Origin of the sequence: Bacillus sp. FJAT-28004, assembly GCF_001280845.1 — a bacterium.
Lineage (GTDB): Bacteria > Bacillota > Bacilli > Paenibacillales > Paenibacillaceae > Pristimantibacillus.
In genome coordinates, this window is the sequence record NZ_LGHP01000001.1 from 1,412,727 (window position 1) to 1,432,763 (window position 20,037).

Below are 20,037 nucleotides of genomic sequence, written 5' to 3' on the forward strand. Positions count from 1 at the left end.
ACATGTTAATGAACTATAAAAAATGGATTGTGGCAGTACTCGTAGGAGGATTGTCTGTATCATCTCTGGTCGCTTGCTCCTCTAACGGAACACCAACAGCTAGCAGCAAAACCCCAGCTAGTACCACATCAACAGAGGTCTCAGCGGCAACGACAGAACCCAAATCCGAATTGAAATCACTCCAAATCTGGCAGAAGGATGATTATAATACATATCCGGTCGCCAAATATTTGGAGGAGAAGACGGGTTATAAAGTTCAATATGATATGCTGCCGCAAGACAAACCCCAGGACAAGTTGAATATATTGATTGCTTCCGGTGAGCCTTATGATACGATTACAACATTTGGAAGCACCGATTTCAAAGCGCTATATTCTGATTATGCCAAAAAAGGCGCATTAATCGATTTGGGACCGTTGATCGACAAATTTGGACCCAACATTAAAGCAGCTATAGATCCTGAAGCTTTGGAAGCTGCCAAGGTGGATGGAAAACTGTACGCGATTCCTACCAAAAGCATTCCGAATGTAAACACAAGCTTATATATACGCCAAGACTGGCTTGAAAAGGTAAATATGAAGTCGCCTACTACATTAGATGAGCTTACAGCGGTTCTTAAAGCTTTCAAAGAGAAGGACCCTGGCGGAAATGGAGATCAAAATATACCTTTGACTGTAAAAGGTGAGGTAGCCTTCATTGATAACATTGTTGGTGCATTCGGAATGCCGAACTTCTGGAATGATGTGAACGGCAAGATGACACCCCGTATTTTGGACCCTGCGTATACCGATTATGTGAATTATGTTACCGACCTTTTCAACCAAGGACTATTGGATAAAGAATATGCAGCCAACAAAGATGCGACGTCTAAAGAAAAATTCACAAGTGGAAAAGCGGGCATGATTCTGTTGAACTGGTCTGATGTTCCCACTATTTCCGATGCTTTAACGAAAAATATTCCCACGGCGAAAGCGAGCTTTATTTCGGCATTGAAAGGTAAGGATGGAAAAGCGGGACTAGCTGCATTCAGGGGCTTTGACCGACTTACATTTATTCCTAAAGCTTCTAAGCATCCGGAAGATGCGATTAAGTGGATAAATGCTAAGCTTGAAAAAGAAACGTTTTTAAACATGACCATTGGTGAAGAAAATAAGCACTATACATTGAAGGATGGCACTTATACGCCTATTCAACCTATCTTTTCCGATGAGCGCAATGCGGCCAATAATTTCTTATCGGGCTCCGACGACACCAACTATCCGATCTACTGGCAGGCACGTGTTCGCAAGGATATGCGTTTGTTCGAAGCATGGGAATTTATGAACAAAAAAGAGCCAGCCCATACGAAAGTAGAAGATCCATTGGGTTTTGCTCCTTATCTACCTGAATTCTCGAAAACCTTTCAGCAATTGTACACTTTGGTGGGGGATTATACGATGAAGCTGGTTTTCGGTGCTGAGCAATTGAGTGGTCTAGATGCTTTCATCGCCAAATTCAAATCCTCAGGCGGAGAAGCAAGTTACACTGAAGTGAATGATTGGTATGCTTCGGCTAAGAAGTAATAGAGTAACACGATTCAACAAAAAGCTAAGAGTGGGAGAAGACACAAGAGCGTGTTTTCTTCCACTCTCAACTTTATCTAAGTAATGGAAAGGGGAATATAATAGGATGAAGAATAAATTAATCAAACAAATTGTAAGCGTATTCATTTCTCTCACTTTACTGTCGGCAATGTTCATGGATCAACGGAATCTTGTTCATGCTGCGGATTATTCGGCCACCATACAAATAGATACGAGTGTTGAACCCAGCTTAAGTGAAAACTTCGGGGGATATAATGGGGATTTTCAAACATATGGCATCCTATACACCGATCAGACGGCCATCGATTTGGCAAATGGATTGAATAGCCGTGTGTTTCGATTTCCTTCCGGGACGGATAGTGACTATTTCGACATTAGGAGAGGGGATGACGATGACGAGTGGGTATCACAATTTTTCGGAAAGATGCCCACATTCCATGCTGCCGTTAACGACGGGCAAATCTTGAGAGCCAAGCCGGACAAACAACAACTTCAGGATTGGAAATATTTTCTGGATAATGTGCAGGGAGAAACTATGATTATTATCAATGGATTCACTGATACTCCAGAAACGGCAATGGCGATTGCGAAATATTGCAAGGATAATCATATTAAAGTTAGCGCCTACGAGCTGAGCAACGAAGCTTTTTTATTCAGTAAATTTTTTCCGACAGCAACGGACTATGCGGATAAGATGAAGCCATATTATGATGCAATCAAATCCGTAGATTCGAAAGCGCAGATTAACGTCATGTTTTCTCAAGGCGAAAAACCGGAATGGGATAAAGAACTGGCTGCTTATCCGAATAAATATTGGGATGGTGTATCCTATCATTTTTATCGGGGCGGTGATCGGTATTCAACGTTCGACCAAGCGCGCAAAGACCTGAATTCCGCCTTAGCAGAGCGTACCAATTCGTATATCGATTCCTATTACCTTGCCAAAGGAAGACCTGATATGCCTGTAACGATAAGCGAGTTTAATACGACTCCTTCCACAATGACCAGTTTGTCCACATCCGGGATGATAAAAACGCTTTATAATGGAATATTCGCTGCGGAATATGCGACCAGAATGTCGAGCCATCCGAATGTGAAACGTGTACTTCTTCATGCGATGATGCAGTTTGGGACCCAGCCCACCAATAACTATGCTGTCGCAATGCGAGATGCTTATGAGAAAAAGACGACATTAGATACAACGGGTTATGATTTCGGCATTTATAAAAGCGGTGCTGCTTTAGGTTTGCAAATCACCTATGAAGCCATCAACAACAGTTCCCACTTATGGAAAACAACAACTTCAGGAGGGGCAGAGGTTAACAAGTATTCGGGCAGCAATATGCCTGCTTTATATTCGCAGGCATATAAGGGGAAAAACAATAAAAATTATGTCATGATCACCAACAAATCGGACAGTACTCACACGGCAACAATCAACATGAATGGAGTTCCCGTAGCATCCAATATGACGAAAACGTATATCTCATCAATAGACCCAGAAATAAAAAATACAGCGGCAGACCCTAATGCTATCACCATTCAAACGGAAGACACACTAAACCCGGTAACGATTCCTCCATACAGTGTGATGAGAGTAGAATGGGATGCTTCCGGAGGACAACTGCCGCAGCCTACCCGTATTGTTCAATCTATTGTAGGTAATAGTCAGGTAGAGTTAACTTGGCTTGATTCGCTGCTAGCAGATGGATATGTCGTGAAGTATGGGATGACACCTGGCGTTTATACAAATACGATAGAGGCAGTCCATTCTAAGAACTATACCGTGACGGGCTTATCCAACGGGAAAACCTATTACTTTGCGGTAAGCGCTAAGAATAGTACAGGCTCAAGCGTGAATTCGAATGAAGTAGCTGCCAAGCTTGCATTACCAAGCGCACCATTGCTGGAAAGCCCGAAAGCAAAGGAAGGTTCGGTCGTACTTCATTGGAATAGTTCAATCAACGCTTCTGGATATTATGTGAAGTATAGAACAGGATCCGGTAATACAACGGTTAAAGACGTTGGTAATTCCATAGGCTACGAAGTGACCGGATTAACAAATGATACGGCGTATTATTTTACGGTATCTGCGTATAACGGTATGGGAGAAGGCTTAAAATCCAACGAATACAGGGCGGTTCCGAGGGGGAATATGCCTTATTCTCCTCACACAGTTCAAGCTTTCAGAGCCGGAACGGGAGTCGATTTAAGCTGGAGCCCCTCGTATTCAGAGCAATTTTATGAAAACTTTGAACTTGGAGACGATTTTTGGACCGCAATAAATGGTGAATGGGGAATTGTTCATAGTACGGAAGGCGGTCTTGGCAGTACCAACGTGTACCGAAGCAGCAATTCTTCCGGTTATGGAATGAGCGTTGCTGGAGACAGCACTTGGAAAGACTATGTTGTTGAAGCTGGAATTGTAGCGCCCGATTCTGTTACGGGAGACTATGGCGTGGTCGCAAGATATGTGGACAATAATAATTACTATTATGCGTATTACGATTCTCAAGAGAAAAATTATAAAATTATGAAGCGATTTGAAGGGGCAGAGACGGTTTTAGCATCATCCGAGCCAATAGCGGACCCTTATTTTATTCTTAGAGCAAGTACAAATAGTAAATTCAGGTTTGAGGTATCGGGCGATAAGTTGACCCTATATAGGGACGGAATTGTAATAGCTTCAGTGACGGATGGAAGTTATCCCCTTCTTTCCGGGAAGATAGGTCTTTATACGAACAACCAGAAGGCTGATTTCGACCGTATTTCCGTGAGATTGGATAATGCAACTGGTTATGCGATCAAAAGAAGTACGAGTCTAAAAGGCGTTTATACAACTGTAGCGACAGGAGTAACAGGCAGTACCTACAAAGATACCAGCGCAAATCCAGCGCTCCATAATTATTATGTAATTACAGCGTTGAATGATAGTGGCGAGAGCGCGTATACTTCACCGTTATCGATTGTTTATCCAAAGGTACCGTTAATCAATATTGCGCCAAGCGCGATGTTATCCGTTGACTCGACCAATGGAACATTCAGTGCGAATAAGGCGGTAGATGGAATTAAAGATGACAACGCCAGCAGATGGCTTTCTTTAAGCGGAGAGCCGCATTATTTTCAGATGGAATGGCCAGCGGACAAATTGATCAGTAGTATTCACGTTTGGAGCGGACTAATCGGAGGATACGGGTTCCAAATCAAAGATTATACGATTCAGTACTGGGACGGAGAAACGTGGAAGACGGCGGCTGCCGTTACCGATAATAAAAATGACGTCAATGTTCGTTCCTACAACATATTGGAATTAGATCAACCGATTATTACCAAAAAATTAAGGATGAACATATCGAAAGCCTCTGGAGTTGCCGGTTATTCAGACGCCAGATTGTTAGAGATTGAAGTATTCGGGACAGATCGATATAAAAATATAGCGTCAAGCGCGGTATTAGCTGTTGATTCGACGAACGGTTCATTCAGTGCAAATAAGGCAGTAGATGGAATTAAAAATGACAACAGCAGCAAATGGCTTTCTTTAAGTGGTGAATCGCATTACTTCCAGATGGATTGGCCGGAGGATAAGTTAATTAAGGGCATCAACGTCTGGAGCGGTCTGATCGGGGGCAATGGATTTCAAATTAAAGACTATACGATAGAGTATTGGGATGGGGCCAATTGGACAACCGCAGAGACTGTAACCAATAACACCTATGATGCCAACCGTGGTTTGTACAATTCTCTGAGTTGGAGTACTCCTATTCCCACCAAGAAAATAAAAATGAACATAACGAAAGCCTCTGGCGCAGCGGGCTATACCGACGCCAGATTATTGGAAATTGAAGTGATTGGCGCAGATTTACCTGCTACGACAGCGAATTTATCTCCTTCACAGCCGGATGGACCAAATGGGCGATACATGAATCCAGTAACGGTTACATTGTCTGCTCCACAAACATTATGGGGGGTTACACAGTCCGTATATAGTCTGGATAGTGGGAATACGTGGCTGGCATACGCGGGGCCGATCACATTTGAGCAGGATGGCCTCTACCATATGAGTTATAGATCCATAGACCATGAAGGCAATTCAGGGAGCATTCAGACGGTTTCATTCATCATTGCAAGGGATTCTAACATAGCGGCACCTGTGACGAAGGCGGCATTGTCTGGTGCTCCGAATGGCGAGGGCTGGTTTAAAGAAGATGTGACGGTTACCTTGACGGCTACGGATGAATCAGCGGGTGCAGTAAGGACCGAATTCAGTATCAATGGTGGGACTACAGCTGCTTACGAGGCACCAATTGTCATTCAAAGCGAAGGTACGAGTACGATCGGATATTTCTCTACAGATGTCGCGGGGAATGTGGAAGCGGCAAAATCGTTGCAGGTAAAATTAGATAAAACAGCGCCGGAGGTTATATTAACGCAGTCCGGTCACGCAGTTGCGGACGTGACAGATGCGGATACGCTGAGATTTGATTTGATCAGTACAGATGTACTCTCCGGTGTGGCAACTCAGACGTTGACTTTGGATGGCACTGTGATTAATAGCGGTCAAACCATTGCTGCAGGTAGTCTAGTATTAGGTGCACATACGGTGCAATACAGTGTAGTGGATGCAGCAGGCAATTTGGTACAGTCGACACGAACATTCAACGTGAATGCGAATGTTACGTTCAGTGAAGCTACCCTTGCTGCTGACATCGTATCGCTGAAGCCGGGTGAAACGACGGCTACACATCTAACCGGGGTATTAAGCAACGGAACGCCTGTTGATCTTAGTGGTGCAGTTGTTGCCTATAGCACAAGTAATAGAGTGGTAGTTGCTGTAGATCAGCAAGGTAAAGTTAGTGCTTTGGCAGAAGGTACTGCACAAATTACAGCAACCGTCACCCTGAATGGAAAAACAGTACAAACCAATGCTGTGACTATTACGGTTGTGAAGCCGTTATCGGTTGGGGCACCAGGTAAACCAGTTTTGTCAGATAATAGCGGTCAGGCAACTGGATTAAAAGATGGCAACTATACCGTCACGATGAACATGTGGTCGGGGAATAACGGCTCCGTATTCAAGTTGTACGAAAATGGCGTACTTATTAGTACAAAAACTTTGATAGACGCGTCCCCAGCAGCACAAGTGGCTAAAGTGGATGTGAAAGGCAAAGCGAACGGCACCTACACCTATACGAGTGAACTTATTAATTCCTTCGGAACCACAACCAGCAGCCCACTTGTGGTCAAAATTACGGACGCATCACCAGGTAAACCAGTACTATCTCAAAATAATTGGGATGGAGATGGAAATTACAATGTAACAATGAACATGTGGTGGGGCACTAACGCTTCCGAATATCGCCTATACGAAAATGGCATTCTGATCGAAACGAAGAGTTTGAACGCAGCTACTCCAAGTGCTCAAAGCGCCGTGACGACGATTGCTGGCAGAGAAATTGGTGTGTATGAGTACCGTATTGAATTAGTCAATGCGGGTGGGGTTACCTCGAGTGATAAGATGACAGTAAAAGTAACGAAATAAGAGGTAACCTATCTCCTCGAAATGACTACCGACTATCGAAAAGGAATCATTTTTGCTGATGAACAGCCGTAGTGCTCCCAATGAATAATTCGCCTTGAATACGGATGTGCTCATAGGGGAGGGTAGGATTAGCGATACGCCATAACATGCGATCGGCTGCCCGGTATCCGGTTTCCCGAATGGACAGAAGAGGACGGGTAAATAACGGCAGCTGCTCCTGTTGTTCGTTCATGATACCTATTATGGAAATATCTTGAGGAATGTTCAGTTGAAGCTTGGTACAGAGTTGGTATACGGCGTCAACCTCTCCATCAACACCGCAGATGATAGCTGTGGGAGCAAAGTGAATAAGCCTATCACTAAGCTCCTCCAGCCACTGGGGATGGGTGCTCCGCTCGCTGGTCGAATGGACAATCGGGTCGACCTCCGTATGGCATTCATTCATGGCGTGAAGGAAGGCCTGCCAGCGTAAAATATATCCCCTTTGGGAATGTGTATCACCCACATACATTATACGGTGATGACCGATGGATTGCAGATAGGCGACTGCTTGATAGGTTGCTTCGTAGATGTCCCAGATGACACTGTCTACTCTAGTCCCTAGTGGGGGATAGCTAAGCAGTATCCTAGGGATGGATAGTCGAAGAAGTGCAGGCTCCCAACCTTTGGGGACGATACTTGGAGCGATGAATAAGCCATCGGCAAACTCCAGTCCCTTCGTTTCAATCCAGTCCTGCATCTCCGTTTTTCTGATAGCGCCAGGAAGCATACAGGTTTCAATATGATGGCCGAAGGAAGCGAAGCGTTCGTGCAAGCCTTCGAGTAACAGTCGGTTGTAGCCAACCGATTGTTCCGTTTGTATGAGTAAGAATCGCATGCGTTCCATCGGATAAGAGACAATGCGTTCAGCCCTAAGGCTGCGAATCTGGTCTTTCGTGAAGTAGCCCAGCTTTTCCGAAGTTTCGACAATAAGCTGCCGGGTAGTCTCAGACATGCCCGGCTTTCCTTTTAAAGCCTTATTGACCGTCTGTACGGTTAGTCCCAGCTCCTTGGCGATCGTCTTTAATGTGACCTCCTTGCGTATAGGCATGAATGTACCCCTCTTCGTTCAGAATTCATATACCTATCGTAGCATGTTCTTATTATTCATTAAACAAAAATTAAACTTAATTCTCAGCGATCATAGTTAATACTTCCTGTCTTCGATATTATAAACAATGTATCTCCACTTATCGGAACATCCTTCTGATCCAGTACAATTCGAAAGATTTTATTTCCCCAGCTGGATACGAGCTTGCTGTCGGTCAACGGGATTTCTTCTATTTGAACGTTAAAGCTGCTCGTATCAAATTTCATTTGTACCACATCGCTACCCGATAAGAACAATATGCCATCTTCCGTATGTTTTGCTTCACAAGGAGTTATAAAGTGGTGCAGCAAGCTATTGTTCTGTTCCAGCTCATAACGATCATGGATGATGATCTGTTGCGCAAGCCGGTCAAGGGAAACATGACGCGTATAGTGTTTGATCATGGCTTCTGCCCCATAGGATTTACTAATGTCCATCGACAAGCTGGCTATTTGCTCAGACGCACGATAGCATACCTGTTCTGCGCTGTATTCAGCGCCCTCGTGCTGCATCACGCCATTGATGGTGGGCAGATTGTGGTATTGGGACTGCATTGTCCAAATATCATAGCGGTTTGGACCGAAAAACTCTCGGCGATAAACCTCTACCCCGATATCAATGAGTATTGGACGGGCATTATAAAAGACGACATAATTTCCAACATCATTATGATTATGACTGTCTCCGTTACTTCCGCCTTTGACACAGAGGAACAGGCCTTTATCCGCCTCTTCGGTCTCCCGTGCTACCATAATTCCTAGACTTTCAATATAGGATTCCGTTTCAAATTTAACGGACCGCGCTTTCTGCAGCATGCTATGGGACTGATCGATCGAGGACATGGCTCTTGAGAGAGAGAGCGTAGGGAAATTTTTGTTATCCAATTGGTACTTAAAGCAATATGCTCCAAAGTCCACTAGCCGCGAATCACTCATCTGAATGCCTGCGGTATAAATAATCTCTGCAGCAGGATTGCATTTTGCACTGCCATCCGCAAAGTTAACCACATAATCCTTGCCAATATATAACTTGCGAATATAGTCGGTAAATTGGCGAAGCTTAGGCTCATGATAGATTTGAATGAAGCCGTCAGTCGCATAATCGACCAAAGCAAGTCCTTCTAGCAGCATACCGCAGGATCTTCCCCAATAAGTGGCTCCCTCATCGATGCCGCCGTCCTCGTCTATTCCTTGCAAGTAATAATCCAGCATATCCATTGCGCGGACAATTCCTCTTTTCCGAAGATCATCGTCTTCCTCACAGAATAGAATACTGGTTAAGCAGTTGACTACACACCATGGATTCCAGTTATTCATATCTCGCCGATCGCTGTAGCCCATCCACCAATAATCATATCTCGTCAAAAATGGGTCAATAATTCGGCGCTTGAGCTCTCGTTTTATTCGACGACTAACGAGTGGCTCGATTTCATCCAGCTTGTCTTTAAGAAGGTAGTAGATCATCGCTAGCGTCATTCCGGTCTCGCCAGCAAATATATCAAGTGCAGGAATATCGATATCGGGAAGAGTTCTCTCGCCATTAATGGGCTCTGGCTCATAAATAAAGTTATGAGCAGATACGACCCATGAGCTTTCCTCGCATACGCACCAAATACCATTAATGATGTCCGCCAAATAGGAGCCGTCGCCTGTAAAGCACTCCGCTAGCGTCAATGTGGAAAGGGCATGTCTGCGAGCGAAATAAGGTGATTCAAAGATGGCTCGGTCACCGCTTTTGAAGTATTCCATAAAGTCAGTCGCTTTAAGCATTGGATAGGCAAAGTTTTTGTATGTCTCTGCTTGCTCAATAATTAAATTTCTGATCTGATCATCGATTGAATCCCATAGCTCTCGCTGCTCATAGCTTGGAAAGGGGGTAAATTGCTTTAAGGGAAGAACTGGAAAAGACCTTGTTCTTACTTGTCCAGATGCGGTTGTTTCATACACTAGCTCTCTTAGCATGCTGTACCTCCATTATTAGAAAGAATATGGGAAGAATAGCTTGTTTGTACAAGGCCACTCTCCCCATTTCGTCTTATTTATTGATTTCGTCAATGACAGCTTGAAGGTCGATTTCTTTGGCATAATTCGTAAAGTTAGTTACGTAACCGTCGTAATCAAGCTTGCCCATGACATAATTGTGGAATAGATCCGTTACTTTAGCTTTAAGATCGCCTTCAACGTTGCTATAGAGAGAAAACTCGCTGGATGGCAGGTCTGTGACTACTTTCTCTTTATAGGTTTCACCAATCTTCGCAATTTCGATAATATTGTCATATTCACCTTGAGTATCATGATCAAAGGAGAATGGATATTTAAAGTCTCGGTCAAGCGGCGGGAATGACTGCCCGCGGAAGCCGACTCCGCCATTATCCACATTCGCAACAAGTGCGCCTTCAACTAAATCATAATGATAACCTTCGATACCGCGGCTAGTTGCAATAATGGCTTCGGGATCTGTTAGCAGCCAAGTGAAGAAGGCGTCAAACGTTTCCTTAGGGTGTTTGCTTGCGCTTGTAATGCCGATAGGGGAGTCGGCTTCATAGTATGATAGCCCGAATACACCTTTCTCACCTTCAAACGGCTTTACAAAAGCCAGGTCCGCATCCTTGAAGTTTTCATCCAAGCCAGCCTTGAGCGTGTCATAAACATCATCCCACATAATGATCGCTCCAGCTTCACCATTCATGAATTTCGTTCTAACTGCACCGTAGCTTGTGTTTGTTGGCATTTCAAGATCAATTAATTTCTCGCTGTAGAGCTTCTTCATGAAATCAAGATACTCTTTATATTCCGGCGTCAGGTATGGTACAACAGCTTTGTCATCCTTCATGTAAATCTGGTTGCGGGTGTTGAAATAAGCAGCGAATAAATCTTGATCTTTCAGCACAGCAGAGAGGGTCAATGGGATTGTATCGTTTTGTCCGTTGTTGTCTAGATCACTGTCACGAAATAATGTCAGCACATTGACAAGTTCATCTACCGTTTTCGGCTGCTCTACTCCAAGCTTGGCTAACCAATCTGTACGCAACCACATAGTCATATACTTTTGGTTCGTAACAGATATACCGTAAGTTTTTCCGAAAAACTTAAATGGTTCGACAACACTCGGGTTAGCATCGAGAATTTTTTTTACTTTCTCATTACTATTAATATAATCATCCAGAGGGACTAGAAAATCTTGTTTGACAAAAGGATACGGATTAGCAGGTAAGCGAGCTAGATCCGGCATGTCGCCTGAAACGAAAGAGGCAGTGACCTTGTCCTCCCAGTTATTTTGCGGAATATGTTTAATTTCCAAATCAATGTTTGTTTTGCTCTTAAACTGATCGGATAACATTTGTGCGACATCGGGATTAGAGTAATAATCTTTACTTAGGAACGTGATGGAGGATAGCTCTCCATCTTTAGCTGACCCTTCTGCGTCAGGCTTCTCGGCCTGGCCTTTGGAACTGCAGGCACCTAATACCATTGTACTGGTTAAAAGTATTGCGAGAGTAGTTGTCACTTTTTTCATTATTGCTGCACCTCTTATTTTTATTTTTATTTTTTCATTAACCCTTTACAGAGCCAATCAGTACACCTTTTACAAAATATTTTTGTAGAAATGGATAAACAATCATAACTGGGATCAATGCTACAACTATCGTCGTATATTGAATGTTTTTTAATAGTGTCTGATCGGTACTGGTCGAATCCATCGAGTTTTCCATAACTAAGGTGCGTAGGATAACCTGTAACGTATGCATATTAGGATCACTAATATAAAGGATGACCTCCAAATAGCTGTTCCATGAGGATACCATATAAAACAATCCGACCGTTGCTATTGCTGCAGTTGATAGAGGCAGTATAATTTTGAACAGAATTTTGATCTCCGAGCAGCCGTCGATCCGTGCGCTCTCCACCAGTGATGATGGGATGCTCTCCAAAAAGTTTCGCATAATTAGGATATTAAAGGTGTTCAAAGCAGCTGGGAAAATAAGTGCGGAAAAAGAATTAAGCAGTCCTAAGTCCTTTACAAGCAAATATTTGGGCAGAAACCCTAAGCTAAGAAGCATGGGAAGTACAATAATAAAGTTCAGAAATCTTCTTCCTACAAGCTCTCCTCTGGAGAGGGGGTACGCAATTCCAATCGTAAGCACCATAGACACGATAAGACTGCATCCGGTTACGAACAAGGAATTTAAAAATGGTCCCTGAATAAGCTCATTTTCCAGTACATATTTATAATGATCTAGAGTAAAACCTCTAGGTAATATGCGAAATGACGCATCGGAAGAAGTTGAAAAAGTGAGCTGGAAAATATACATGATCGGCAGCAGCACACTTAATGAACATAATCCCATTACGACGATGGATATTATCTTTACTATTTTTTCTTCAAGACTCTGTTTGATAAGCAATGTCTACACGCTCCTTCCTAGATTAAAATACACCTTCATTATTAATTTTTTTAGCGATTTTATTAGTAATCAACACAAGCGTAAATCCAATGGCAGCCTTAAAGATACTAACAGCCATACCGTATCCAATCCTCATTTCACTAATCCCGGTTCTATAGGCATAGGTTTGAATAACATCAGCTGTCTCATATACAACAGGAGCTGCCATAATAAGTACCTGATCGAATATGTTTAGTATTTTTCCAAGCTCGAAGATGAGCATGATTACGATGGTGGGGCGAATTGAAGCTAATGTGATGTTCCATATTTGCGATAGCTTGCCTGCACCGTCCACCTTGCCTGCCTCGTAAAGGGTTGGATCAACAGAGGTAATTGCAGCTAGGTAGACAATAGCGGAGTAGCCAGCGCCTGCCCAAATATCAGTTAGTACGAGCAGCTCTCGAATATGCTCCTTGCTGGCGAACCAGTAGGTGGGTTCCACTCCCATCAGTGTGGATAGCTGCGAGTTTATACTGTTTTGAGGAGCTAAAATAAGGAACCAAATACTTCCGATTACAACCCATGACAGGAAGTGCGGGAAATAAATAATGGTCTGCACTGATTTTTTAAACAGCTTTGAATTGATCTCGTTCAGCATCAGCGCAATAATAATAGGAATTGGGAAACCGAATAAGAGCTTCATAAAGCTAATAATAATCGTGTTCTTGAAAGCATTCATGAATGACGCTGAGTTGATTAGTCTTATAAAATTATCTAGACCAATATAGGAAACCTGTGATGCGGGAACCTCTCCGAAGTTGGTAAACGCCCAACGCAGCTTGAACATAGGGAGATATTCAAAGAGTACATATAATGCCAGCGGGATGGCGATAATAAAAAACAGCTGTCGTTGTTTGTACATGTTCCGAAAGATTGAAGCTGCTCTCGATTTTGGTAGTTGCAAGGATAGGTATGCCTCAGATTTGCTCGTACGTATAACTTCCATCTCCTCTGTTGTATTTGCTTCACCGACTTTTCACTTGAAGCTTAACAAATTGCCTTTTGCCCTCACAATCCACAACATTAACGTAACATCCTGAAAATCAACCGACTTATTGAAAGCGCTTTAAAAACAATTACACTGCGTTAACAAAGGGATGCATAGATTGTGCTATGTTGCTATGTATACTAAATGGGTGATCCTCTTGTCAGGGTCATTTCTATTGCTACTCGATCGGAGGCGAAGGTAATGTTTGATATTGTAATCGTAGAGGACAAGAAAATAACCCGAGAAGGGCTTGTCCAACTTATAGATTGGGTATCCATTAACGCACGTGTTATAGGAGCCTTTGAAAGCGGGCAGTCGGCGATTGATTTTTTAAGTCGCAATAAGGCCCACATTGTCATTACAGATATTGAGATGGAGAACGGGAACGGGATGGAGCTTTCAGCATATATTCATGAGCGAATGCCTCAGACCAAGATCATTATTATTAGTGCTTACGAGCGATTCTCCTATGCTCATCAGGCGATTCAATTAGGTGTATTCTCCTATGTGTTAAAGCCAATTGCAGAGGAGGAGCTGCTGGACAAAGTACGTCATGCTACTCATCAAATCATGAAGGAACGTGAGGTTCATGCTCTTACCGCATTAGTGACCTTACAGGAGCTCTCAACTACGATGGAAGCCTATTTCATGAGTAGAGCATTAGATCCTTCCATGCTGGAGCAAGCATTTGAAACGTTACAAAGTGAGCTGGATTTTACTCGAGCTACTGCATTTGTGCTTCGGGGGTATGGAGAACGAATCTCTATGCGCAGATTGAAGGAAGAGGTAGCTAGCTCAGGCATGAAAATAATGCTGCTGCAATGCGGGACATTGCTTACCGGGGTTATCTTTGAGGACAAGCCTCTTGAAAGATCATATTTTGAAGACCTTTACAAAATCTTTAAATTCAGCAAAAAGGTTCGTATTGGTGTAGGAATAAAAGCTGATACGCCTGCCGAGCTGAAAGAATCATACGAAAGTGCACTGCAGTCCTATCGCTATGGCTTTCTGCACAGTTTAAATATGATCACCTTCTATGAACAAATACGGGAAGACCTGTATGTTGAAAAGAGGAAGGACAGTACGCTCTATCTGGATACTTCTTATTTAATCAAATGTATGGAAGCGGAATGGGATGTTGAGGCGGCAGAATACATCGACAAGATGTCTACGAGGTGGAAGGACGTTAACAGCAGCATCACTCATATGATCAATCAGTGCAGCGAAAGCATCTCCAGATTAACGTCAGAGCTGTCGGTCGATGCTGCTCTTACGCCTGAGGCCGTTCTTGCAGATTTCGAGCTCATTACTTGTCTTTCAGAGCTGCAAAGTTATATGAAAGAGCGTATTAGGTCTATTTCGAGTGAGGTTAAAAAAAATAAAACCCAAAAAATACGCCCGATTGTAAAGCTGGCACTGTCTTATTCCTTGGATCATATTGAAGAGGTAGGTTTAAGTTTAAAGTTTATTGCAAGCGAATTAAATACGAGCTATGTCTATTTGAGTAAAGCGTTTAAGGAGGACTATAAAATAGGATATACGGAATATATGAATCTTTACCGGATTGAACTGGCAAAGAAGCATCTGTCTATTCCTCACGCTAAAATTGGTGATGTTTGTGCTCGAATAGGACTGGAACAGAAAAATTTCTATTTTCTTTTTAAAAAGTTTATGGGAATGACGCCCAAGGAGTATCAGAATAAAAATTTAACTGATGTCGGTTAGACGCAAGGAGTACCTATGTTACATTCTATCAAATGGAAAACCTACTTCACCATTATTGCTTTTTTTACTATTACAATGGCTATTTCGGGCATCATTATCTATAACATAATAGAATCGGACCTGCAAAAAAAAGCCATCCATACTGCAAATTTGGAGATCAACTTTGCGATTAAACAGATAGATGATCAGTTTAAATATTTGGATCAGGCCTACTATGCCATTGCTTTTGATGAAGAAATAATTAAAGAATTAGCCAAAGAGCCAGATGAGATTAACTATAAACGAATTTTAACTAAGCTGGAAAATATGTTGTTTTCAACGAATTACAAGGTTTACTCTATTTATTTAAAGGATATTCGCAGCGGTGTGATCGTTTCTACAGAGGAATCAAGTATTTTGAGGCACAAGAGCGGCTATTGGGTAGAGGGCTTTACTAGAGAAGAACTGAAAAAACCAGGGCTGATTCATACCCGGGATCTTACTACGGGCGTTGCTTCTCTAACAGCGCTTGCCGGACGTGTAAAGAAAAATTATTTTGAAGATAGTGTAGCATTGCTATCTGTGAATATGCTGCAATACTCGTTTAAAGAGATTTTAGTGAAAGATAATATATACCCTCACTCGATCCAAATCATTAGTGATCAAAACAATCAGGTTGTCGTCAATAGCAATAACGATGATCCAGCAGCGGTTATGGTAAAGATTCAGGAGGTATCTTCTGGAGGAAGAGTAATGATTGATGATCAGCCGTACATTGTCATTAGCGGTGAGTCCGAAAAATACGGCTGGAAATATACGAAACTGCTGCTCGAGAAAGAGGTATTCTCTGGTATTTATGAAATTCGAAAACTGCTTCTCTTCATTGCATTCGTGTTTTCTGTCGTGATGCTGATCTTTCTTTATCGACAGTTAGATCACGTAACAGCTCCGATTTATCAGCTTTCTGCCATGATCAAAAAGTATCGTCAGAATAGCCATGAAAAGGTGGTTTTTAAGACTGACCGTAAGGATGAGTTTTCCTACTTGTTTCAGAGCTTAGATGACATGGTCCAGCGTATTGATCACTTAATTGACGAGGTTTATAAGGCAGGGTTATATAAGAAAGAAACGCAGCTGCGTGTATATCGCAACAGTATTAATCCACATTTTATTTACAATATTTTAGATTCTATTATTTGGACAATGAAGTTTAAAGACTATAACAAAGCTACAGACATTATTCAAGATTTCTCGAGGTTTCTGCATCATACACTTCATGAGAGTAAAGAGTTTATTAGCGTTTCGGATATGTGGGCTGAGTTGATCGCTTATTGTAAGCTGGAATCGTTCTTGAAGGACGATCTTATAACGTTTTCTATTGAGTTTCAGGAAGAGATTCAGCAGCAAAGGGTGCCTTCGTTTATTATTCAGCCGCTTGTAGAAAATTGCTTTAAGCATGGCTTCAAGGGTCGGAAGCAAGGACATATTACGATTAGGGGGTATACGGAAGGGCAGGAGCTTATATGCATAGTGGAGGATGATGGGATTGGAATGTCGGAGGAGGCGCTGGATGCCTTAATGGATTATGTGCGTAATTATGATATCAATGTCAACAGAAAGCACTTTGGTGTTGCAAGTGTACACCATCGCTTAAAGCTGTATTACGGCGAGGAATTTGGTGTGAATATCACCTCTAAGTTAGGAGAAGGAACAAGGATTATGGTTAACCTGCCGATACATCGGACGGACGATACAGCTGCTGAAATTGATATTAAATAATTATGGTGATAGAACATTGATTTTCAAGGTTGTTCCGATCGAGGATATCTTTAATAATGAATGCGTACCCCAGCAAGAGCTGTCAGGTGCGCATTCATTTTTTTTTCTAATTAAAAGGAGGACTACACTATGCGTTTATCCACTTCAACAAATCTATTGGACAAAGTATATGACGAGTTTGGAGTTATTTCACCTGAAAGCTGTCTAGAGCAGTGTCTAGAAGCGGGTTTTAAGGTTCTGGATTATAACTTCTGCGATCAGGGTAGACCAGGTCGTCCTATTGCACAAGATGACTGGTATGAGTATATATGTAAATTTAAAAAATTTGCAGACGAGCTGGGCGTAACCTTCTCGCAAACTCATCTGCATATGTACGATCCGAATGATCCACGAATTACTGATCATGGCTGGGAAAGAGAACTTGTACAGCGCTCTATCGTGTGCTCGGGTGTACTTGGAGCAGAATGGGCTGTAACTCACCCATTACATCAGCACAAGCCGAGTTATTCCAGACAGGATTATATGCAACTGAATTTGGATTATTATGGTCCTATGCTGGACCAGGTTGGAAAGCTAGGTTACGGGCTGTCACTTGAAAATATGGTGCAATGGGACAATGAATATGTATATGCCTGTAATGGAGAAGATTTGGCGGAGCTAGCGGATGCCTTTAATCGTCCAAACGTAGGTATATGCTGGGATTTCGGACATGCTAACCTTAGTGTAAGAGACCAAGCTGCCGAGCTGCGCAAGATTGGATCACGACTTAAGTCGACTCATATTGCAGACAATCACGGTCATGCAGATGAGCATTTGGCACCGTTTTATGGCCACGTAGATTGGCATCAAATGATGCGTGTTCTTAAAGAAATCAACTATAAAGGGGATTTCACTTACGAAATACAAGCATTTTCAAGTCCATTGCCGGTCGAGCTTCGTAGAACAATGACTGCACATGTAGCTGACATTGGAAAATATTTAATCCGTTTGTATGAAGAATAGGACACTGATTACATTTTGAATTGAAAAGGAAGCGAAACATGCCTTATTCTATCAGCTCATCCGAAAGTGAATGGGTCAATATTGTTTACGAGAAGCTCCTAGCTAAAATCTCGCAGGAATGTGATCGTATGGGAGATAAAATTCCCTACATTGCTAGCGAGGGAAAGTATATAGACTATGGTGAGCAAGATATTTCGTTTTGGACGAATGGCTTCTGGGCGGGCATTCTATGGCAGATGTATGCAGCTACCGGCGATGAAAAATATCGAAAATCAGCGGTTGGTGTAGAGCAGCGGTTGGATGTCGCTATGATCGAATTTAATGGCTTGCACCATGATGTAGGTTTTATGTGGCTCCATACTGCTGTAGCGAATTATCGTTTGACTGGCAACGAAACGGCAAAGTTGCGCGCAATGCACGCCGCCAATCTATTGACTGGACGATACAACGTAAATGGCCGATATATCTCGGCTTGGAACGAGAATCGCCCAGGATGGATGATCATCGACTGTTTGATGAATCTTCCCTTATTATATTGGGCAGCCGAGGAAAGTCAGGATCCGAGATATTTGCATGTTGCGAATAACCATATCGACACTACGATTAAACTATTAATTCGCCCAGACGGTTCCGCTCATCATATCGCTGTGCTGGATCCCATGAATGGTCAATTGCAAGAGCATCCAGCTGGGCAAGGTTACGCCTCTGGTTCTTCATGGTCAAGGGGGCAGGCATGGACGATTTACGGATTTGCTATGAATTACCACCATACAGGTGATCCGCGTTATCTCGATATTGCTAAGAGTACGGCACATTATTTTCTAGCTAATATTTCGCAAACGGGTTATATTCCCCGTGTGGATTTCCGAGCTCCAACACAGCCAGAGCAGTGGGATACAACTGCTGGTGTATGCGCAGCCTGTGGAATGCTGGAGCTCAGTAAGCATGTAGAGGATTACGAAAAACAACTCTATATCAATGGAGCTTTGTCGATATTAAGAGCGATCGAAGAAAACTATTGCGACTGGAACGTAGAAACGGACGGCATCGTTGGTGGAGGTACTGTAGCCTATCATCGTGAAGAAGAAACGAATGTGCCTATTATTTATGGTGATTACTTCCTGTTAGAAGCAATTACTCGGTTAAAAGGAAACGGATTTTTTATTTGGTAATCATATATTTATCTTAAGACAGGACGGTAAGGGCGCATTGAAAAAAGCATTCTCAAAAAAATATATCATTAAAATTTTGACTAGCATCATAGGTATTGCCATTACTTGTTTCAGCGCTTCCCTGTTCTATAAGATCAATATGGGTGCAGATCCGTACCAGGTGTTCGCAATAGCTGTGCATAAGCGGCTAGGAATTAGTTATGGACAAGCAAATTTGCTGCTGAATTCCATCATTGTCATTCTTCTAGTCATCTTTAAGAGGAAATATATTAATGTTTCTCTCTTCCTGTCATTATTCATTGCAGGTCCGTTGCTCGATTTTTTCAACCATCTGATCGGACCATTCATCGGTACGGATCTGTCACTGTGGTTGAAGTTGATTCTAGCGTTTACGGGTACAATCTTTTTGTCTTTCGGTGTATATCTCTATATTTCTCCCCAGCTCGGCGCGAGTCCTGCTGACAGCGTAGGCCTTATCATTTCGGATATGACACGTATCCCTTATAAGAGAATTCGGATATTAACTGATGCATTATATACCGTGATCGGACTTTCACTGGGAGGTTTTGTAGGTATTGTGACGGTGTTATCGGTGGTGTTAACAGGACCTTGTATTGGATGGTTACAGGATAGACTGAACAAACGTAGGGTTATAAAATATATATCCTGCTAGATTTCCCGAAATTTCTAAATGAAA

Annotated in this window: 12 protein-coding genes; 7 read left to right on the plus strand and 5 right to left on the minus strand. The window is 42.5% G+C overall.

Annotation, left to right across the window (positions count from 1 at the left end; translation table 11 throughout):
* Window positions 1-2 precede the first annotated feature (2 nt).
* Window positions 3-1,562 carry an extracellular solute-binding protein gene (locus tag AC787_RS05765; protein WP_054023903.1) on the plus strand — a complete coding sequence of 520 codons (1,560 nt, stop codon included), beginning with the start codon at window positions 3-5 and terminating at the stop codon, window positions 1,560-1,562.
* A gap of 106 nt (window positions 1,563-1,668) precedes the next feature.
* Window positions 1,669-7,122, plus strand: a complete 5,454-nt coding sequence (locus tag AC787_RS05770) for an OmpL47-type beta-barrel domain-containing protein (RefSeq protein WP_054023904.1) — start codon at window positions 1,669-1,671, stop codon at window positions 7,120-7,122.
* Window positions 7,123-7,168: 46 nt separating this feature from the next.
* Here the strand turns inward: AC787_RS05770 and AC787_RS05775 are convergent, their stop codons facing one another.
* The 5 genes from AC787_RS05775 to AC787_RS05795 all read right to left on the minus strand — a co-directional run bounded on the left by AC787_RS05775 (window position 7,169) and on the right by AC787_RS05795 (window position 13,557).
* Window positions 7,169-8,212, minus strand: coding sequence for a LacI family DNA-binding transcriptional regulator (locus AC787_RS05775; protein WP_054023905.1), 1,044 nt, complete (start codon window positions 8,210-8,212; stop codon window positions 7,169-7,171).
* An 83-nt stretch (window positions 8,213-8,295) separates the two neighbouring features.
* Entirely contained in the window at window positions 8,296-10,212 is a 1,917-nt protein-coding gene (locus AC787_RS05780) for a heparinase II/III domain-containing protein (protein ID WP_054023906.1), read from the minus strand.
* A 73-nt stretch (window positions 10,213-10,285) separates the two neighbouring features.
* Window positions 10,286-11,767, minus strand: a complete 1,482-nt coding sequence (locus tag AC787_RS05785) for an extracellular solute-binding protein (protein WP_054023907.1) — start codon at window positions 11,765-11,767, stop codon at window positions 10,286-10,288.
* Between the two features lie 37 nt (window positions 11,768-11,804).
* Window positions 11,805-12,656 (minus strand): carbohydrate ABC transporter permease, encoded by an 852-nt coding sequence (locus AC787_RS05790; protein WP_054023908.1) that lies wholly within the window; start codon window positions 12,654-12,656, stop codon window positions 11,805-11,807.
* 22 nt (window positions 12,657-12,678) lie between these two features.
* A complete protein-coding gene (locus AC787_RS05795; RefSeq protein WP_161807519.1) occupies window positions 12,679-13,557 on the minus strand; it encodes an ABC transporter permease in 879 nt (292 codons plus the stop codon).
* Window positions 13,558-13,884: 327 nt separating this feature from the next.
* Between AC787_RS05795 and AC787_RS05800 the strand changes: the two genes are divergently transcribed.
* The 5 genes from AC787_RS05800 (at window position 13,885) to AC787_RS05820 (ending at window position 20,013) form a co-directional block, all read left to right on the plus strand.
* Window positions 13,885-15,408 (plus strand): response regulator, encoded by a 1,524-nt coding sequence (locus AC787_RS05800; protein ID WP_054023910.1) that lies wholly within the window; start codon window positions 13,885-13,887, stop codon window positions 15,406-15,408.
* Between the two features lie 15 nt (window positions 15,409-15,423).
* Window positions 15,424-17,166 (plus strand): sensor histidine kinase, encoded by a 1,743-nt coding sequence (locus AC787_RS05805; protein WP_054023911.1) that lies wholly within the window; start codon window positions 15,424-15,426, stop codon window positions 17,164-17,166.
* A gap of 129 nt (window positions 17,167-17,295) precedes the next feature.
* Entirely contained in the window at window positions 17,296-18,168 is an 873-nt protein-coding gene (locus tag AC787_RS05810) for a sugar phosphate isomerase/epimerase family protein (protein WP_054023912.1), read from the plus strand.
* A 38-nt stretch (window positions 18,169-18,206) separates the two neighbouring features.
* Entirely contained in the window at window positions 18,207-19,340 is a 1,134-nt protein-coding gene (locus AC787_RS05815; protein WP_054023913.1) for a glycoside hydrolase family 88 protein, read from the plus strand.
* Between the two features lie 37 nt (window positions 19,341-19,377).
* Entirely contained in the window at window positions 19,378-20,013 is a 636-nt protein-coding gene (locus AC787_RS05820) for a YczE/YyaS/YitT family protein (RefSeq protein ID WP_054023914.1), read from the plus strand.
* The last annotated feature ends 24 nt before the right edge of the window (window positions 20,014-20,037 follow it).